The organism is Hymenobacter sp. HD11105 (assembly GCF_054051685.1).
Genome location: NZ_JBSWBR010000010.1, coordinates 122,239 through 138,490 on the forward strand (window position 1 = coordinate 122,239; position 16,252 = coordinate 138,490).

A 16,252-nucleotide genomic window follows, 5' to 3' on the forward strand; every position below is an offset into this window, starting at 1 on the left:
CCATGAAAACCATCCAAGGCCCCGCGATTTTCCTGGCGCAATTCATTTCGGATCAGCCGCCCTTCAACAGCTTGGCTTCCATCTGCGAATGGGCCAAAGGTCTGGGCTACCAGGGCGTGCAGCTGCCGACGCTGGATTGCCGCTTTATCGATCTACAAAAAGCCGCCGCAAGCCAAACCTACGCCGACGAGGTGAAAGGCATCGTGCAGGCCGCGGGGCTGGAAATCACGGAGCTTTCTACCCACTTGCAGGGCCAGCTGGTCGCCGTGAACCCGGCGTACGACTCGCTCTTTGATGGGTTTGCGCCCGCTGCCGTGCGCGGCAACCCCCAGGCCCGGCAAGCATGGGCCGTGCAACAGCTAAAGTACGCCGCCCAAGCCTCCCAGAACCTGGGCCTGACAGCCCATGCCACCTTTAGCGGGGCCTTGCTCTGGCCCCTGGTCTACCCCTGGCCCCAGCGCCCCGCCGGCTTGGTCGATTCGGGCTTCGACGAGCTGGCCCGCCGCTGGCTGCCCATCCTGCAAACCTTCGATGAGTGCGGGGTCGATGTGTGCTACGAGATTCACCCCGGCGAGGACCTGCACGACGGCATCAGCTACGAGCTGTTCCTCGACAAGGTGCAGCACCACCCCCGGGCCTGCCTGCTCTACGACCCGTCCCACTTTGTGCTCCAATGCCTGGATTACCTGGCCTACCTCGACATCTACCACGAGCGGATTCGGGCCTTTCACGTCAAGGATGCGGAGTTCAACCCGACGGGCCGGCAGGGCGTGTATGGGGGCTACCAAAGCTGGGTGAACCGCGCCGGCCGCTTCCGCTCCCTGGGCGACGGGCAGGTAGATTTCAAGGCCGTTTTCAGCAAAATGGCCCAGTACGACTTTCCGGGCTGGGCCGTGCTGGAGTGGGAGTGCGCCCTCAAGCACCCCGAAGACGGGGCCCGCGAAGGCGCCGCCTTCATCCGCGACCACATCATCCGCGTCACCGACAAAGCCTTCGATGATTTCGCCGCCGCCGGCACCGATGAAGCCCATAACAAAGCCTTATTAGGTCTTTAACTACCCCGCCCTATCTCCTATGAACAACATCTTGCTGCTCCTGAGCTTGGGCGCCGCGCTCGCGGCCTGCAGCTCCGACTCCCCTAGAGCCTCCCGGGAGAAATACACCCTGGCGGAACCCGCAGAAACCATGAACACCGACAGCACCACGGGCGCCAACGTCAGTGCCGTCGCCCACCAGCCCCAGATAGATACCAGCGTCACCAAAATCGGGACCGGGCCTACCGGGGGAGCGCTGGCCAAGGGCGCCAAGCTCATGGAAAGCAGCGACTGTGCCAGCTGCCACCGCGTAAATGAAAAGCTCCTCGGCCCCGCTTACCAGGCCGTCGCCCAGAAATACCCGGCCACGGAAGCCAACATCACCATGCTGGGGGGCAAAATTATCAACGGCGGCAAAGGCAACTGGGGCGATATCGCCATGACGCCCCACCCCGCTATATCGAAGGCTGATGCCGAGGAAATGGCCCGCTATATTCTTACCCTAAAGTAAGATAAGACCTAGTTCATCATACAGAGCGCAGCATCTCGCATGCTGATGTTGCCAGAGTATTTATTTAAAAAAGTTGTCATCCTGACGAAGGAAGGACCTTCTCACCGCAGCACAAGTCATTGCTATGCTAGTCGTTCATCGGCCATAAGGTCCTTCCTTCGTCAGGATGACAAACGGGGTGAGTAATGTGCTCCGCCTCTACGTGACGCGCTAAAACACATAAGGCATTACAAGCCGCTTCATTTCCTAACCCCACCACCAAACCTTCCCAGCCATGAATTCCTCCATCCGGATTAAGCTGTCCATCATGATGTTCCTGGAGTTTTTCATCTGGGGGGCGTGGTTTGTGACCTTGGGCACCTACCTGCTGCGCAACCTCAGCGCGACGGGTACCCAGGTGGGGGTAGCCTTTTTGACGCAGTCCATCGGCGCCATTGTGGCCCCGTTCATCATTGGCCTGATTGCCGACCGGTTTTTCTCGGCCCAGAAAATTCTGGGGGTGCTGCATCTGGCCGGGGCGCTGCTGCTCTGGCGCGCCTCCTCCTCGCCAGACTTCGGTTCTTTTTACCCCAACATCCTGACATACATGATTCTGTACATGCCCACGCTGGCCTTGGTGAACTCTATTGCTTTCCGGCAAATGCAGAATCCGCAGAAGGAGTTTGCCACCATTCGGGTGCTGGGCACGCTGGGCTGGATAGTAGCGGGCCTGACCATCGGCTGGCTGAACTGGGAGCAAAGCGGCAGCCTGCGGGCCACTTTTCTCATGGCGGCCAGCGCCTCAGCCCTGCTGGGTTTGTTTAGCTTCACCCTGCCAGCCACCCCACCCGTAAAACGTGGTCAGTCCACATCCCTCGGCGATATGCTGGGCCTGGATGCCATCGGGCTGCTGAAAAACCGCTCCTACCTTATTTTCTTTCTGGCTTCCATTGCCATCTGCATTCCGCTGGCTTTTTACTACGGCTTTACCAACCCGTTTCTGAATGAGGTTGGCATGAAAGCCGCCGCCGGCGTGCAAAGCCTGGGGCAGGTTTCGGAGCTGCTGTTTATGCTGCTGATTCCGTTTTTCTTCACCCGCCTGGGAGTAAAAAAAATGCTGGCCATTGGCATGCTGGCCTGGGTGGTGCGCTACGTATTCTTCGCCTACGGCGACGGGCAAAGCAACTACTGGATGCTGATTGCCGGCATCGTGCTGCACGGTATCTGCTACGACTTCTTCTTCGTCACGGGCCAGATTTATACCGATAACCTGGCCGGGGAGCGGTTTAAAAGCTCGGCTCAGGGTTTTATCACCCTGGCCACCTACGGCGTGGGCATGCTGATCGGCACGCTGCTTTCGGGGCGCATTTTTGATAATTACCAGCTCTCCGAGGGCGTGCATGACTGGCGCATGATCTGGCTGATTCCGGCCAGTATCGCCGGGGCAGTGGTGGTGCTGTTCCTGCTCTTGTTCAAGGACCGCCCGCAGGCCCCGGCTACGGAGCCCGCCCCCTACGATGCCGCCCTCGAGCTGGCCCAAGCTAAATAACTGATTGTATGGCCCTCTGGAACCGACGAACTGCTTTGAAAGGCCTCCTCACCAGCACTGCCGCCGTCGGTACGCTGGGCATAGCCAGCGCCGGCACGACCGATGAAAAGCCCCCCGGACAGCATACCCCGGTGAAAAACAACCTCAAACAGTCGGTGTGCCGATGGTGCTTCCAGGATTTGCCGCTCGAAAAGCTTTGCGCGGCAGCCCAGGAAATGGGCCTCCAAGGCATCGACCTGGTTGGCCCCCAGGACTGGCCCACGCTCAAAAAGTATGGGCTGGACTCGCCCATGTGCAACGGGGCCGAAATCAACCTGACCGACGGCTTCAACGACCCGCAGTTTCACGCGCGCCTGCAGCAGCAGTACGCCACCATGATTCCCTTGGTAGCCCAGGCCGGCTACCAGAACCTGATTTGCTTTAGCGGCAGCCGCCGGGGCCTGACGGACGAAGCAGGCTGGACGAACTGCGTGCAGGGACTTCGGCCGCTGGTCAAGCTGGCCGCCCAGCATAAAGTGGTGCTGGTAATGGAGCTGCTCAACAGCAAAATCGACCACAAAGACTACCAGTGCGACCGTACAGCCTGGGGCGTGGAGCTGACCAAGCGGCTGGGCTCCGAGAACTTCAAGCTGCTCTACGACATCTACCACATGCAAATCGATGAGGGCGATGTGATCCGTACGCTCACGGAGTATCACCCCTACATTGCTCACTACCACACGGCCGGGGTGCCGGGCCGCCACGAGCTTGACGAAACCCAGGAGCTGAACTATCCGGCCATTATGCGCGCCATTGTGGCCACGGGCTACAAAGGCTACGTAGCCCAGGAATTCATCCCGCAAAAAGCTGATAAGCTCGCTTCCTTACGCCAGGCCGTTCAGCTTTGCGACGTATAACCGTCATCTTTCTACTTCACCAAGCATTCTATGCGCCTTGCTGTCCTCGCTTCCGCTCTCCTTTTCAACTCTTCATTAATGGCTCAGCAACCGGCAAAACCAAAACCAGAAGACACGGAGGTGTGGGGGCCAGTGCCCAAAGCAGTAGCCGCCAGCCCGCAATTCCTCCCTCCGCCCTCGGATGCGCTGGTGCTGTTCGATGGCAAGGACTTAACGCAGTGGGTTTCGGCCGATGACCGCAACATACCCGCTAAGTGGAAGGTTGCGGGGGGCATTTTTACCGTGGATAAAGCCGCCGGCAACATCGAAACCAAGCGCACCTTCACCAACTACCAGCTGCACCTGGAGTGGCGCGTGCCGGCGGGTATTACCGGTACGGGGCAGGAGCGCGGCAACAGCGGCGTGTTTCTGGCTTCGCTGGGCAAAGGCGACCTGGGCTACGAGCTCCAGATTCTGGACTCTTACCAGAACAAGACCTACGCGAATGGCATGGCCGGCAGCATCTACAAGCAGTTGATTCCCCTGGCGAACCCCACCCGTAAGCCCGGCGAGTGGCAGTCCTACGACGTGCTCTGGACAGCGCCCACCTTTAAGGCCGATGGTTCGGTGCAGTTTCCCGCCCGCGTGACGGTGATTTTCAACGGGGTAGTGGTCCAGAACAACGTCGCTTTGGCCGGTCCTACTATTTATGAAGGCAAGCCCAAGTACCAACAACACGGCCCCGCCCCCATTAAACTGCAGGCCCACGGCGACCCCAGCGAGCCCATCAGCTTCCGCAACATCTGGGTTCGGGAGTTATAAGCTTCTTGGGGGCAAATGTTGGATTACTTGGATGGCTGGTCGCTGAAATACTTGGCGTACTCGGCCGGCATAGCATCCAGGGGCTTGATCATGATGCCCTTGTAGTACACTTCGGCGGCTTCGCTCTGCAGCTGAATTTTGCCGTGCGTGAGTGGCAGGCGCTGGCCATCTTCCGAGTAGCCCGAGTTGTTGACGGCCAGCACTACCCGGCCATTCACGATGTGGACGCTCTTGCCGTTTACATGAATGAGTTCCAACTCATCCCACTGCCCCCTAGGTACGCCGTTGTTGGCTGAGGCCTGGCAAAAGCCGGGGCCTCCCCGGCCGAAGGTGACAGGTACCGCGGTGGGGTCGTATTTCAGCCCGTCCTTGGTTTCGTTTGGCGTGGCCCTAATGTCGGCCGTAGAGTTGGCGATGCACCAGAAGTCGCCCATAGCCTTGCCCTTCGCGTACTCGGATACTTGAAATTCTTGGCTCAGCATCCAGCTATGCCAGTAGTCTACGCCGCACTCGCCCTGGCTGTTGTAGAGAATGCCGCTGTCGCGGGGCTCGTCGATGCGGGGTACCCACTTCTTCTCTCCCCACTTTACTTTCAACTTGAGGGCGTAGTTAGTAAAGTCCTGCTTGGTGAACACGCAGCCGTAGATCTCCCCGCTTATGCGCAGCACCGGCTCGCCCTCCTGCAGCACGACTGAGAAGACGTTTGCCTCGTTTTTGTCGTAGCCCAGGGGCGCAATTTCCTTGCCCTGGGCGTCGGTGGGTTGCTTACCTTTGTAGTCGACCTGGTGGCGGTAGCTTTGGAAGGTCCGCCACTTACTCAATTGCTTATCGAGCAGCGGCTCCCAGCCGCGCGGCGCCGTAGATGAAGTGGAAATAAACAGCAGCGTAGCGCCTAGCACCAGGGTTATGTATTTTCTCATGATACGAAGCACTGCGCAGAGTCTAGGAGGAAATCAAAGCTACTCTTTTGTGGCGCCTAGACAATACCTAGTATTGAGGCGTCCGACCTGATTGTAATGCCGGAGCATCTGGCTTCCAACCTGAAGCACGGCCGCTTCCCCTGGTACGCTGGCTGAGCCGCTAAAAGTAGCCAGTACCCGCAAGCGCACCGGGGCTGCGCTGGGGCGAATTTGCTCGCAGCTATGACACGCCCCGGCACCCTTGCCGAACTGCCGCCGCGGGCTCAGGTGCTCCAGGTGGCGTAGCAGGTGCCTTACCGGTACCCCCGGCCCTGCCTGCTCCTACGCCAAGTCCAGCTGAGCGAACCGCTGCGTCAGCAAGGTGTGGTACTGTACCTGCAGCGCGGGGGGCAAAAAGCTTTGGTCGATGAACGCGTGCCAGGCCGGCCGGGCCTTCACCAGCCGCGTGAGTACCCCCGTCATTACTTTGTCGTCGACCCCGGCCCGCTGGGCGGCCTGCCGAAAATCCAGCTGCCGCAGCCGCTTCTTTTTGCCGTTCAGCGTCAGGGCCAGCTCCTCGGGGTCGGCCGGGTTTACCAGGGCCGTGGCCACCAGGTCATAGGCGGGCGCCAGGCCGTAGCCCAAACTGGGCGTCTGCAGCAAAGAGAAGTTCTTTAAATGCATGTCGGCGTTGCCGGTCAGAAAGCTGAAGAGTACCAGCTCGTAGTAGTTGACCACGTCCAGGCCGGGATTGGCTGAGTACCGCAGCAGGGCCTTGGCCACCTGCTCATGGGAGCCGTCGTACTTGTTTTCGGTCAGGCGCTCGGTGAGCTGGCACATGTCCTCCATGGCCAGCTTACGCCCTTTCAGCCGGTCGATGCGGCGCGTGACGTAGGCCAGGGCCCCGCCTTCCAGGCGCAGCAGGCCGTGGGGCACGGTCGGCAGCCGGGCCAGGGCGGCCAGGTGCATGGTCACATCCTCCACTTCCGGCAAATGCGGGTAATGGGCGGTCGGCGGCTTGAGGATGTACTCGCCGCCCAGGGCCCCGACAATGGTGAAGCGCGCGGGCTGTCCGGCCGGGCCAGTGGGGGCGAGGGTCAGCGAGAGCTTAGGCTGCACGCCCGTGACCGTGATGTGCTGGCGCACGACGGCCTCGGCCAGGGCCAGCATCTCGGCCTCGGTATAGGGAAAGGCCGGCGGCAGCGCCTGACCGAACAGCCGGCGGCTGCAGGCCGGGTGATAGTCCGGGCCGCTGCCCTCGGGCAGGAACTGGTAGCAGGCTAGGCAGCGGCTCATGGCTCGTCGGTTTCCAGGGGGTGAATGCTTACGGCACCGATGCAGTCCCGGCAGCAGGCCAATAGCAACCCCATCCGATCGCGGGCGTTGAGCTTCCAGTTTTTTTCGGCCACCGCCAGCAGCCAGCCCTCCGGGATGAGGCCGTCGAAAAAGGGAAACAGCACGCGCTCCACGTAGGGCGCAGAGCGCAGCGGCAAGGTCAGGCTGACGGGCTCCGCGGCGGCCGCAGCGAGGTAGCACGGGGCGTAGACAAAGGTGTAGCCCTGCTCGTCCTGGGTCAGGTGCCCAGCCAGCTGCCCGTGCCGGTGTACGGCGGCTTTTCTCATGCTGGCGGGTCTAGTAGCCGGGTGCGGTCCAGCGGGGCCGGCGCCAGCTCGTGGCCGAACAACCGTAATACCAGGTTCACCTTATCCAGGCGCAGGGTGGCCTTGCCCTGCTCAAGCTCGCGCACGAAGCGCAGCCCCACCCCGGCCTTGGCAGCCAGATCCGGTTGCGAGAGCTGCAAGAGCTTGCGGCGGTGCTTGACAAAAGCAGCCAGGGGCGATGTCATAAATTATACCCGTTCGGGGTTACGTAGGCAAGCACACTTGCTTTAATACCCGTTCGGGTATAAATATACAATTAAAGGATGAATGTATACCTGAACGGGTATAAAGCTGCTAGCAGGTGTTCATTGACTTAGGTTAACCTCGTCCCCCTAGGCAACCCGAATGCTGGCCCTCAACCTGCTGCACCCACTTTCCCAGGTCACCTTTGCTCGTTTTAAAGTACCCTAACACTAGCCCTTTGTCGTCAGTACGCTTGACGAGAATAAGGGGGATTGTTGCTCGCGCAGACACTGGATGAAGTCTACAACTACCTCCCTAGGTTGGCCGAACTTCGTACTCCGCCGCCGGCCGGACCGGGGCCGGCGCCCCCGCCCGCTGCGGCTTGGGCATGAGCAGCAGGTAGGAGCCGGCAGAGAGAAAGAAGCCCACAAACCAGGCGTAGTCGTACACGGCCACCAGCCAGGGCCACACCGCCGCCCGGGGCAGTGCGCCGATAGTCACTAAGAAGCCGGGAATATTGGGCAAAATGCCCCCCGCCAGCGCCAGCAGGGCCCGGAGGTTGAAGCCGTACTGGTAGGCGTAGCGGCCCGTGTACTGGTAAAGGTCGGGCAGGTGGAGCTGCTGGCGGCGGATGAAGTAATAATCGGCAATCATGATGCCGCCGATAGGACCCAGCAGGGCCGAATAGCCCACCAGCCAGGTAAAAATATAGCCCGAAGGGTCGGCAATCAGCTTCCAGGGAAAAATCAGGATGCCGATGACGCCGGTGATGTAGCCGCCCGTTTTAAAGCTGATGTGGGCGGGCGCGAGGTTGGCAAAGTCGTTGGCCGGACTCACGATGTTGGCCGCGATGTTGGTGGCCAGCGTGGACAAGGCCACGGCCACCATCGCCGCGCTCACCAGCAGCTTGCTGTCAAAGCGGCCCGCTAGCACCACCGGGTCCCAGATCGTTTGCCCGTAAATCAGGAAGGTGGCGGAGGTGACTACCACCCCGATAAAGGCAAACAGGGTCATGGGCAGCGGCAGCCCCAGGGCCTGCCCGACGACCTGGGCGCGCTGGCTCTGGGCGTAGCGGGTAAAGTCCGGAATATTCAGGGATAAAGTGGCCCAAAACCCCACCATGCCCGTGAGCGACGGAAAGAAGAACGCCCAGAACTCCGCCGAAGACCCAAACTTGGCGGGCTGGGCCAGAATGGGCCCCAGGCCGTTTCCGGCCCGGATGGCCCAGAACAGCAAGGCCAGGGCAGCAAACGGCAAAAAGAAGGCCTTGAAGACCAGCAGCTTTTTGATGCTGTCAACCCCGAGGTACACCACGTAGATATTGAGCAGCCAGAAAAGCAGAAACAAGAGCGCGGGCCCCGTTTCCAGGGACCAGGACGCGGGAAAAATCGCGGGCAGGGTGGCAATGGCCGGCACCCAGAGCTTGACCATCTGATAGAGCGCGTACCCGCCTATCCAGGTTTGGATGCCAAACCACCCGCAGGCAATAAGGGCGCGCATCAGGGCCGGAATATTGGCCCCCCGCACCCCAAAGCTCACCCGGGCAAACACCGGAAACGGAATGCCATAGGTGGCCCCGGCCCGGCCGTTCAGAACCATGGGGACCAGCACAATGCTGTTACCCAGGAAGATGGTCAGGATGGCCTGCCACCAGTTCATGCCCCCTTCGATGAGGGAGCTGGCCAGCATGTAAGTGGGAATGCACAAGCTCATGCTGATCCAGAGCGCGGCGTAGTTCCAGGTGTTCCAGGTGCGCTGCCCTAAGGCCACGGGGGCCAAATCCTCACTTATCAGGCCGGGATGCTGCTGGCTGGCAACTGGCGGTGGGGTCGTCTCCATCGAAATAAGGCCTTAAACAAAAGCTACATAAACACTTGATTTATAAACAAATAAACCTTAGCTGCAAAAGCTTTAAGCAAGCTATTCTTTCCGGGCCATAGCTACAGTATCGGGTGCCGGGGGGCCAAGCTGCCGGGCTTTGCCGGGCAGGGTTTTGTGCTTTTCTTTCCCCAGCGCGGCGGTGGGCTCGGGCACCCAGTGGTGCAGGCCCCCGGCCCGCTCGTCGTTGAAGTCAGTGGGAACGGTGCCGGCCAGGGTGCGCTCCTTCCAGGTCAGGTGCTCGGTGCCATCATCCGTCCGATCCATGGTGATGCAGTTCTCGACGGGGCAAACCAAGGAGCACAGGTTGCAGCCCACGCAGTTTTCTTCGATGATAGCGGGCACGCGGGTGCCGGCCCGCAAAGCAATGGCCTGGTGGGCGCCGTCTTCGCAGGCCGTGTAGCAAAGCTGGCAGCCGATGCACTTGTCCTCGTGAATGTTGGCCGTCACCTTATACTTCAGGTTTAGCTCTTCCCAGGGCTTGACATTGGGCAGGGCCTTGCCCACCATGGCATAAATAGTGGGGAAGCCCTTCTCCGTCATGTACTGCTCTAGCCCCGCCGTCATCTCGCGGATGATGCCGAAGCCAAAGTGCATAGCGGCCGTGCACACCTGCACCGAAGAGGCCCCCAGCAGGATGTGCTCCACCGCGTCCCGCCAGTTCTCGATGCCGCCGATGCCCGAGATGGGCAGCTGCACCTGCGGATCCTGGGCGCAGTTTTTCACCATGTTCAGGGCAATGGGCTTCACGGCCGGACCACAGTAGCCGCCATTGGTGCCCTGCCCATCCACAATGGGGTAAGGGGCGAACAAATCTAAATCCACGCCCACAATGCTTTGAATGGTGTTGATCAGCGAAATGGCATCGGCACCCCCCAGGCGAGCAGCCCGGGCGGGCTCCGTGATATCGGATATGTTAGGCGTGAGCTTCACAATGACCGGAATCCGGGCTACTTCCATCACCCATTCCACGATGGTGCGCAGCACGTCCGGCTCCTGACCGACCGCCGAGCCCATGCCCCGCTCGCACATGCCGTGGGGGCAGCCAAAGTTCAGCTCAATGCCATCGGCCCCGGCCGAGGTTACGTCGCGCACAATCTGGTGCCACTCCGCCCGGCTTTGCACCATGAGCGAGGCAATGACAGCGTGGTGGGGAAAGTGCTTTTTCACTTCCTCTATTTCGCGCAGATTGTCGGCCAGCGGGCGGTCCGAAATCAGCTCAATGTTGTTGAAGCCAACCAGGCGCTTGTCGCGGTAGTTGACGCCCCCGTAGCGGCTCGACACGTTCACGACCGGCACGCCCAGGGTTTTCCACACGGCCCCGCCCCAGCCGGCATCGAAGGCCTTCATGACCTGATAGCCCGAGTTGGTCGGCGGGGCCGAGGCCAGCCAGAATGGATTGGGCGACTTAATTCCGGCAAAGTTGATGGAGAGATCCGGCATGGCAGGGTCAGGTAAAAGAACGCCGTTAGGGGCGTTCGGGCGGGAGCTGAATTATAGTCCTAAAGCACGGACAAGGAACGCTGGGGGGCTTTGTTACCGGGCGGACAGGTAGGCGTGAATACCCCGGGCCGCCACCTTGGCTTCGGCGGCGGCGTTCACTACTTCCGCGCCCCCGTTAAGGGCATCGCCCGAGGCAAAATACTGGGGGTTCGTGGTTTGATAGGTGTGCGTATCAGCCACAATCCGCCCTTTACTATCGAGCTGCAAATCCGGAATCAAACTCAGAAAAGTTGTTTGCTTGGCTTGGCCGGTGGCTTTAATAACCATGTCGCAGGGTTCCACGAACTCACTGCCGGCCACGGCCTGCACCTGTCCGTCCACGGTGGCGGTGCAAATAAATTTGACGCCTGCTACCCGCCCCTGGCCCACAATCTCGACCGGGGCCACGTTGAACAGGCCTTTCACGCCCACGCTTTTAGCCAAGTCGTACTCGAAGTCGTAGGCCCCCATATCGTCCTTGCTGCGCCGGTAGGCCAGAATCACATCCTCAGCGCCCAGGCGCGCCGCTTCGGAGGCCGCGTCCATGGCGGTGTTGCCCCCACCCAGCACAATGACCTTGCGGCCCACCAAAATCTGGTGGTGTTCGCGCCGGAGCTGCTCGATGAATTCCACCGCCCCCACGCAGTTTTCGCTTTCCTCGCCCGGCAGCCGCAAAGCATTGGTTTTACCCAGGCCAACACCTAGAAAAATAGCGTCATAGGCTTCTTCCAGGGCCCGCAATTCGGGTCGGGAGGTGATGGGCGAATTGTACTGCACCCGGTAGCCAAACTGCGTTTGCAGGTAGTCCATCTCGGCCAGCACCTCTTCGTTGGTGATTTTGTAGGGTGCCACCCCGTGCACCGTAAGGCCCGAGGGCTGGGACTTAGCCTCAAACACATCCACCGCGTAGCCCAGGGCCCGCAGCTCGCAGGCGCAGGAGATGCCCGCCGGCCCCGCCCCGATGACAGCGACTTTGCGGCCATTGGGCGGGCCCGGCTCAAACAAGTACTTATGGCTTTCAATCACCTGGCGCGTCGCGAAGCTTTGCAGGCGACCAATCTCGATGGGCTTCACCTCCTGCAGGTTGTACACGCACGCTCCCTCGCACAGCACCTCCGTCGGGCACACCTTACCGCAGGCATTCCCGAAGTAGTTGGCCGCGTAAATGGTAAGCGCCGCCCCCGTCACGTTGCCCGTGTTGATTTGCCGGATAAACTGCGGAATGTCAATGCCCGTGGGGCAGGCCTGAATGCAGGGCGCATCAAAGCAGAACAGGCAGCGCGAGCTTTCGTACAGGGCCTCCGTAGTATTCATCCGGGGCTTGAGTTGGGCGAAGTTGGCGTGAAACTCCTGTTCGGAGGTAGGGGCAGAATACTCGGCCATAAGAGGGGGCGATAGTTTTAAGACGCTACTAGGTTCGGTCCGTCAGCCATCATCGGACGGAAGGCTTACAGCTCGACCAGCTTCTCGTAGGTTTCGGGGCGCCGGTCGCGGAAGAACTGCCAGGTGGCGCGCACCTCCTCAATCAGGTCAAGGTCGAACTCGGCGACCAGCAGCTCGTCCTTGTCCTCGGAGGCTTGGGCGAAAATTTGCCCCCGGGGGTCGACGAAGTAAGATGAGCCGTAGAACTTGCCCAGGTTCCAGGGCTTCTCCTCCCCCACCCGGTTGATGCAGCCCATAAAGTAGCCGTTGGCGGCGGCGTGGGCGGGCTGCTCCAGCTTCCACAGGTACTGGGAGAGGCCCGCCACCGTCGCCGAGGGGTTATACACGATTTCGGCCCCGTTCAAGCCCAGCACCCGGGCCCCATCGGGGAAGTGGCGGTCATAGCAGATGTACACGCCTACTTTGGCGTATTTGGTTTGGAACACGGGGTAGCCCAGGTTGCCGGGCTTGAAGAAATACTTCTCCCAGAAGCCGGAGGTGTGCGGGATGTGGTTCTTGCGGTACTTGCCCAGGTAGGTACCGTCGGCGTCGATGACGGCGGCGGTGTTGTAGAGAAATCCTGCCGCCTCCTTTTCGTAGACAGGCACGATAATGACCATGTTGTACTGCTTGGCGTACTCCGCCATGCGCTCGGTCGTGGGCCCCGGCACCGCTTCGGCTGACGCGTACCAGGCGTTATCCTGGCCGGGACAGAAGTAGGGCGTGTTAAAGATCTCCTGCAAACACAGGATCTGCACGCCCTGCCGACCCGCTTCGTCGATGAAAGGCAAGTGCTTTTGCACCATGGCTTCCTTGATTTCGGCGATGGAACCTTCGCCCTCGGTCATGGGCAAACTCATCTGGATAAGACCGGATTTAATCATTCGTGGCATGAGCGGAGGGGTTCAGAAAGTGAAGAAAGGAAGAGAGTGAATGTCCGAGATTCGAGCAGCTACCGCCTTTACTTACCAAAGGCCCAAGCGGCTACTTATAAGTTAGTTAGAAATCTGTTGGCCCGCGCTTGATGAACTGGCCGTAGCCTTTTTCCACCTGGGCTTGACCTTCGTGGATGGCCACCCGCCCGCGCAGCACCACGGTTTCAATTTTGCCCGTCAGCTCCCAGCCTTCGTAGGCCGAATAATCCACGTTCATGTGGTGGGTAGCGGCCGAAATGGTGTGCTTGCGCTCCGGGTCAATAATGACTAAATCCGCGTCGGCGCCGATGCTGATGGTGCCTTTGCGGGGAAACATACCGAAGATCTTGGCCGCGTTGGTCGCGGTCACGGCCACAAACCGCTGGAGGCTGATGCGGCCCTTGCTCACGCCTTCCGAGAACAGCAATTCCATGCGGTGCTCAATGGCGGGGTGGCCATTCGGGATTTTGGAAAAGTCATGCTGGCCCATTTGCTTCTGCTCCCACAGAAAGGGGCAGTGGTCGGTGCCCACCACCTGCACCAAGCCTTGGTTGATACCGGCCCACAGCGTTTCCTGGTCCTTTTTCTGGCGCAGGGGCGGTGACATCACATACTTGGCCCCCTCAAAGTCCTGCTCGTAGAGCGAAGCGTCGAGGAGCAGATACTGAATGCAGGTTTCGACGAACACGCGCTGGTTGCGGCGGGTGGCTTCGCGCACCTGGTTTAGGGCGCCTTCGCAGGTCAGGTGCACGATGTAGGCATTGACGCCCGTGTAATTGGCAATGTCGGTGAAGCGGCCGGAGGCTTCGGCTTCCGTCACTTCCGGCTGGGAGAGGTAGTGGTAGAGCGGGGACAGCTGGCCCTGGGCGCGGTGCTGGGCGATGAGCGTGTCAATCATGTCGCCGTTGGTGGCGTGCACGGTTACTAGGGCGCCGTGCCTTTTCACTTCCTGCATCAAACCTACCAGCTGGGCGTCGTCGATCATGAGGGCGCCTTTATAGGCCATGAACACCTTGAACGACGTGATGCCCTCGGCTACCATGTCCGCAATCTCGGCCCGGGTTTGCTCGTTGAAGTCCGTCACGGCCATGTGGAAGGAGTAGTCGCCGACGGCATTGCCGGTGGCCCGGCCCTGCCACTCCGTGAGGGCTGCGCGCAGGGAGTGGCCCTGCTTCTGGAGCACAAAGTCGATGACCGTGGTGGTGCCGCCGTGCAGGGCGGCGCGGGTGCCCGTCTCGTGGGTGTCGCTGCTGAAGGTGCCCATAAAGGGCATGTCGAGGTGGACGTGCGGATCGATGCCGCCGGGCAGCACCAATTTGCCCCCCGCGTCGATTACCTGATCCGCGGTAGCCGGCAGCTGGCGGCCGATAGCGACGATGGTTTCGTCCTGAATAAGCACATCACAAACACTGTCGGAATCAGCCGTCACAACCCGGCCGTTTTTAAGGAGCAGAGACGCCATTCAGGAAGGGAAAGAGTAAAGTATAGGGACTAAAAATTTAGCATTTTTTCTTTACAAATTCAAATAGCGGCAGTGAGCTAAATTTTTCCCAACCCTTATTTCAGCCAAACCCAGCCCTAGCCTCCAGCTTAAGCAGGAGCTCAACAGCAACCAGATAATCAGCCCAAAACCAAGAAAAAAGCCCCCAAGGCAAGCTATCCAGCGTGCGTATGCTCATCGGCGATGCGGATAGCCTGGGAAAGTATGGCTAACCCTTCTTCTACCTCCTCTTTAGTAATATTCAGCGGCGGGGCGATGAAAATGTAGTTCCAGCGCACGAAGGTGTACATGCCCAGCTCCCGAATCTTGGCGGCCACCTGATTCATGACTTCCATTTGATTCGGCGCCGCGTTCCAGGGAGCCATGGGTTCTTTCGTTTTGCGATTCTTTACCAGCTCCAGGCAGCCCAGCAGACCAGTGTTGCGCCAGTCACCGATGCTGGGGTGCTGGCCCATGAGGTCGCAGATGCGGGCGTCCAGGTAGCGGCCCATTTCGGCCGCGTTCTCCACCATGTTTTCCTCCTCGTAAATGTCGAGCACCGCGACGGCCGCCGCGCACGAGACGGGGTGAGCCGAATAGGTTAAGCCCAGGGGCAGCGGCTTATCATTAAAGGAGTCCGCAATCTTTTCGTCCACCATCACGGCCCCGAGGGGCAGGTAGCCGGCAGTGATGCCTTTGGCCATGGCCATCAGGTCCACTTTCACCCCGTGGTGGTCGGAGCCGAACCACTTGCCGGTGCGCCCAAATCCGCTCATCACCTCATCGGCGATAAGCAGAATGCCATACTTATCGCAGATACGGCGCACCCGCTGCCAGTACGTGGGGGGGTATTTTATGCAGCCCGAAGTTCCTGATTCACCTTCCATGAGGATGGCGGCCACGTTGCCCGGCCCTTCGTACTGAATAACCCGCTCCATGTGGGCCGCGGCCCGTTCGGCGCACTCCTCGGGCGTGGTGCTGTACCAGGGGCAGCGGTAGAAGTAAGGGTTTTCCACGTGCACCACCCCCGGCATGGCTTGGCTGTCGACGGCCAGCTTGCGCGGGTCGCCGCCGGCGCTGATGGCCCCGTAGGACGCGCCGTGAAACGAGAGGTATAAGGTTACAATCTTGTGGCGGCCGGTGTACACGCGGGCCAGCTTAATGGCATTCTCGATGGACTCGGCCCCACCCAGGGTGAAGAAGGCTTTGGTCAGGTTGGGGGGCGTGATTTCGGCCAGCCGCCGGCCCAGGTCACCGCGGGCCTTGGTAATCATGCCGGGGTAGACGTAGCTCAGCTCCTGCATCTGGGCAGCCACGGCCTCGGTCACCTTCTGGTTGCCGTGGCCGATGTTGACGTTCATCAGCTGGGAGGAGAAATCCAGGTAGCGCTTGCCATCCCGGTCGAACACGTACACACCCTCGGCCCGCTCGGCACTGATGGGGTTCAATCCCGCCTGCTTCGACCAGGAGAACAGGGTATAGTCCAGGTTATCCTGCAGGATCTGTTGCTTGTCGTGGGTGAGCGTTTCCATGGCCGAGAAGGGGTTTAGTAGTAAAAGGTGG

At 60.3% G+C, this 16,252-nt stretch carries 15 protein-coding genes; 5 read left to right on the top strand and 10 right to left on the bottom strand.

Annotation, left to right across the window (positions count from 1 at the left end; all coding sequences use genetic code 11):
• Positions 1-2 precede the first annotated feature (2 nt).
• The 5 genes from ACW9KT_RS20365 to ACW9KT_RS20385 all read left to right on the top strand — a co-directional run bounded on the left by ACW9KT_RS20365 (position 3) and on the right by ACW9KT_RS20385 (position 4,770).
• Complete coding sequence (locus ACW9KT_RS20365; protein ID WP_457083850.1) at positions 3-1,055, top strand: sugar phosphate isomerase/epimerase family protein; 1,053 nt, start codon at positions 3-5, stop codon at positions 1,053-1,055.
• Positions 1,056-1,074: 19 nt separating this feature from the next.
• Positions 1,075-1,545: a c-type cytochrome gene (locus ACW9KT_RS20370; protein ID WP_457083852.1), complete on the top strand. Its 471-nt coding sequence runs from the start codon at positions 1,075-1,077 to the stop codon at positions 1,543-1,545.
• Between the two features lie 274 nt (positions 1,546-1,819).
• Positions 1,820-3,073 (top strand): nucleoside permease, encoded by a 1,254-nt coding sequence (locus ACW9KT_RS20375; protein ID WP_457083853.1) that lies wholly within the window; start codon positions 1,820-1,822, stop codon positions 3,071-3,073.
• Between the two features lie 8 nt (positions 3,074-3,081).
• Positions 3,082-3,969, top strand: coding sequence for a hydroxypyruvate isomerase family protein (locus tag ACW9KT_RS20380; protein ID WP_457083855.1), 888 nt, complete (start codon positions 3,082-3,084; stop codon positions 3,967-3,969).
• A gap of 30 nt (positions 3,970-3,999) precedes the next feature.
• Positions 4,000-4,770 (top strand): 3-keto-disaccharide hydrolase, encoded by a 771-nt coding sequence (locus ACW9KT_RS20385; RefSeq protein ID WP_457083857.1) that lies wholly within the window; start codon positions 4,000-4,002, stop codon positions 4,768-4,770.
• 23 nt (positions 4,771-4,793) lie between these two features.
• Here ACW9KT_RS20385 and ACW9KT_RS20390 read toward each other — a convergent pair whose 3' ends face one another.
• The 10 genes from ACW9KT_RS20390 to ACW9KT_RS20435 all read right to left on the bottom strand — a co-directional run bounded on the left by ACW9KT_RS20390 (position 4,794) and on the right by ACW9KT_RS20435 (position 16,221).
• Entirely contained in the window at positions 4,794-5,690 is an 897-nt protein-coding gene (locus tag ACW9KT_RS20390) for a 3-keto-disaccharide hydrolase (protein ID WP_457083859.1), read from the bottom strand.
• Between the two features lie 321 nt (positions 5,691-6,011).
• Positions 6,012-6,815 (bottom strand): HipA domain-containing protein, encoded by an 804-nt coding sequence (locus tag ACW9KT_RS20395; RefSeq protein WP_457083861.1) that lies wholly within the window; start codon positions 6,813-6,815, stop codon positions 6,012-6,014.
• A gap of 146 nt (positions 6,816-6,961) precedes the next feature.
• Positions 6,962-7,291, bottom strand: coding sequence for a HipA N-terminal domain-containing protein (locus ACW9KT_RS20400; RefSeq protein WP_457083863.1), 330 nt, complete (start codon positions 7,289-7,291; stop codon positions 6,962-6,964).
• Complete coding sequence (locus ACW9KT_RS20405; RefSeq protein WP_457083865.1) at positions 7,288-7,515, bottom strand: helix-turn-helix transcriptional regulator; 228 nt, start codon at positions 7,513-7,515, stop codon at positions 7,288-7,290. Before ACW9KT_RS20405 ends, ACW9KT_RS20400 begins: the two co-directional genes overlap by 4 nt.
• A 313-nt stretch (positions 7,516-7,828) precedes the next feature.
• Complete coding sequence (locus ACW9KT_RS20410) at positions 7,829-9,352, bottom strand: NCS1 family nucleobase:cation symporter-1 (protein ID WP_457083867.1); 1,524 nt, start codon at positions 9,350-9,352, stop codon at positions 7,829-7,831.
• Between the two features lie 81 nt (positions 9,353-9,433).
• A complete protein-coding gene (gene preA / locus ACW9KT_RS20415; RefSeq protein ID WP_457083869.1) occupies positions 9,434-10,834 on the bottom strand; it encodes an NAD-dependent dihydropyrimidine dehydrogenase subunit PreA in 1,401 nt (466 codons plus the stop codon).
• 93 nt (positions 10,835-10,927) lie between these two features.
• Entirely contained in the window at positions 10,928-12,256 is a 1,329-nt protein-coding gene (locus ACW9KT_RS20420; protein ID WP_457083871.1) for an FAD-dependent oxidoreductase, read from the bottom strand.
• 65 nt (positions 12,257-12,321) lie between these two features.
• Positions 12,322-13,188 carry a nitrilase-related carbon-nitrogen hydrolase gene (locus ACW9KT_RS20425; protein WP_457083873.1) on the bottom strand — a complete coding sequence of 289 codons (867 nt, stop codon included), beginning with the start codon at positions 13,186-13,188 and terminating at the stop codon, positions 12,322-12,324.
• Between the two features lie 106 nt (positions 13,189-13,294).
• Complete coding sequence (gene hydA, locus ACW9KT_RS20430; protein WP_457083875.1) at positions 13,295-14,671, bottom strand: dihydropyrimidinase; 1,377 nt, start codon at positions 14,669-14,671, stop codon at positions 13,295-13,297.
• A 194-nt stretch (positions 14,672-14,865) separates the two neighbouring features.
• Entirely contained in the window at positions 14,866-16,221 is a 1,356-nt protein-coding gene (locus tag ACW9KT_RS20435) for an aminotransferase class III-fold pyridoxal phosphate-dependent enzyme (protein WP_457083877.1), read from the bottom strand.
• Positions 16,222-16,252: the final 31 nt, after the last annotated feature.

Coding starts and splice junctions, on each gene's coding strand:
- ACW9KT_RS20385 (WP_457083857.1), top strand. CDS start 4,000: ATGCGCCTTGCTGTCCTCGCTTCCGCTCTCCTTTTCAACTCTTCATTA.
- ACW9KT_RS20375 (WP_457083853.1), top strand. CDS start 1,820: ATGAATTCCTCCATCCGGATTAAGCTGTCCATCATGATGTTCCTGGAG.
- ACW9KT_RS20365 (WP_457083850.1), top strand. CDS start 3: ATGAAAACCATCCAAGGCCCCGCGATTTTCCTGGCGCAATTCATTTCG.
- ACW9KT_RS20425 (WP_457083873.1), bottom strand. CDS start 13,188: ATGCCACGAATGATTAAATCCGGTCTTATCCAGATGAGTTTGCCCATG.
- ACW9KT_RS20405 (WP_457083865.1), bottom strand. CDS start 7,515: ATGACATCGCCCCTGGCTGCTTTTGTCAAGCACCGCCGCAAGCTCTTG.
- ACW9KT_RS20410 (WP_457083867.1), bottom strand. CDS start 9,352: ATGGAGACGACCCCACCGCCAGTTGCCAGCCAGCAGCATCCCGGCCTG.
- ACW9KT_RS20435 (WP_457083877.1), bottom strand. CDS start 16,221: ATGGAAACGCTCACCCACGACAAGCAACAGATCCTGCAGGATAACCTG.
- ACW9KT_RS20420 (WP_457083871.1), bottom strand. CDS start 12,256: ATGGCCGAGTATTCTGCCCCTACCTCCGAACAGGAGTTTCACGCCAAC.
- ACW9KT_RS20400 (WP_457083863.1), bottom strand. CDS start 7,291: ATGAGAAAAGCCGCCGTACACCGGCACGGGCAGCTGGCTGGGCACCTG.
- ACW9KT_RS20390 (WP_457083859.1), bottom strand. CDS start 5,690: ATGAGAAAATACATAACCCTGGTGCTAGGCGCTACGCTGCTGTTTATT.
- hydA (WP_457083875.1), bottom strand. CDS start 14,671: ATGGCGTCTCTGCTCCTTAAAAACGGCCGGGTTGTGACGGCTGATTCC.
- preA (WP_457083869.1), bottom strand. CDS start 10,834: ATGCCGGATCTCTCCATCAACTTTGCCGGAATTAAGTCGCCCAATCCA.
- ACW9KT_RS20380 (WP_457083855.1), top strand. CDS start 3,082: ATGGCCCTCTGGAACCGACGAACTGCTTTGAAAGGCCTCCTCACCAGC.
- ACW9KT_RS20370 (WP_457083852.1), top strand. CDS start 1,075: ATGAACAACATCTTGCTGCTCCTGAGCTTGGGCGCCGCGCTCGCGGCC.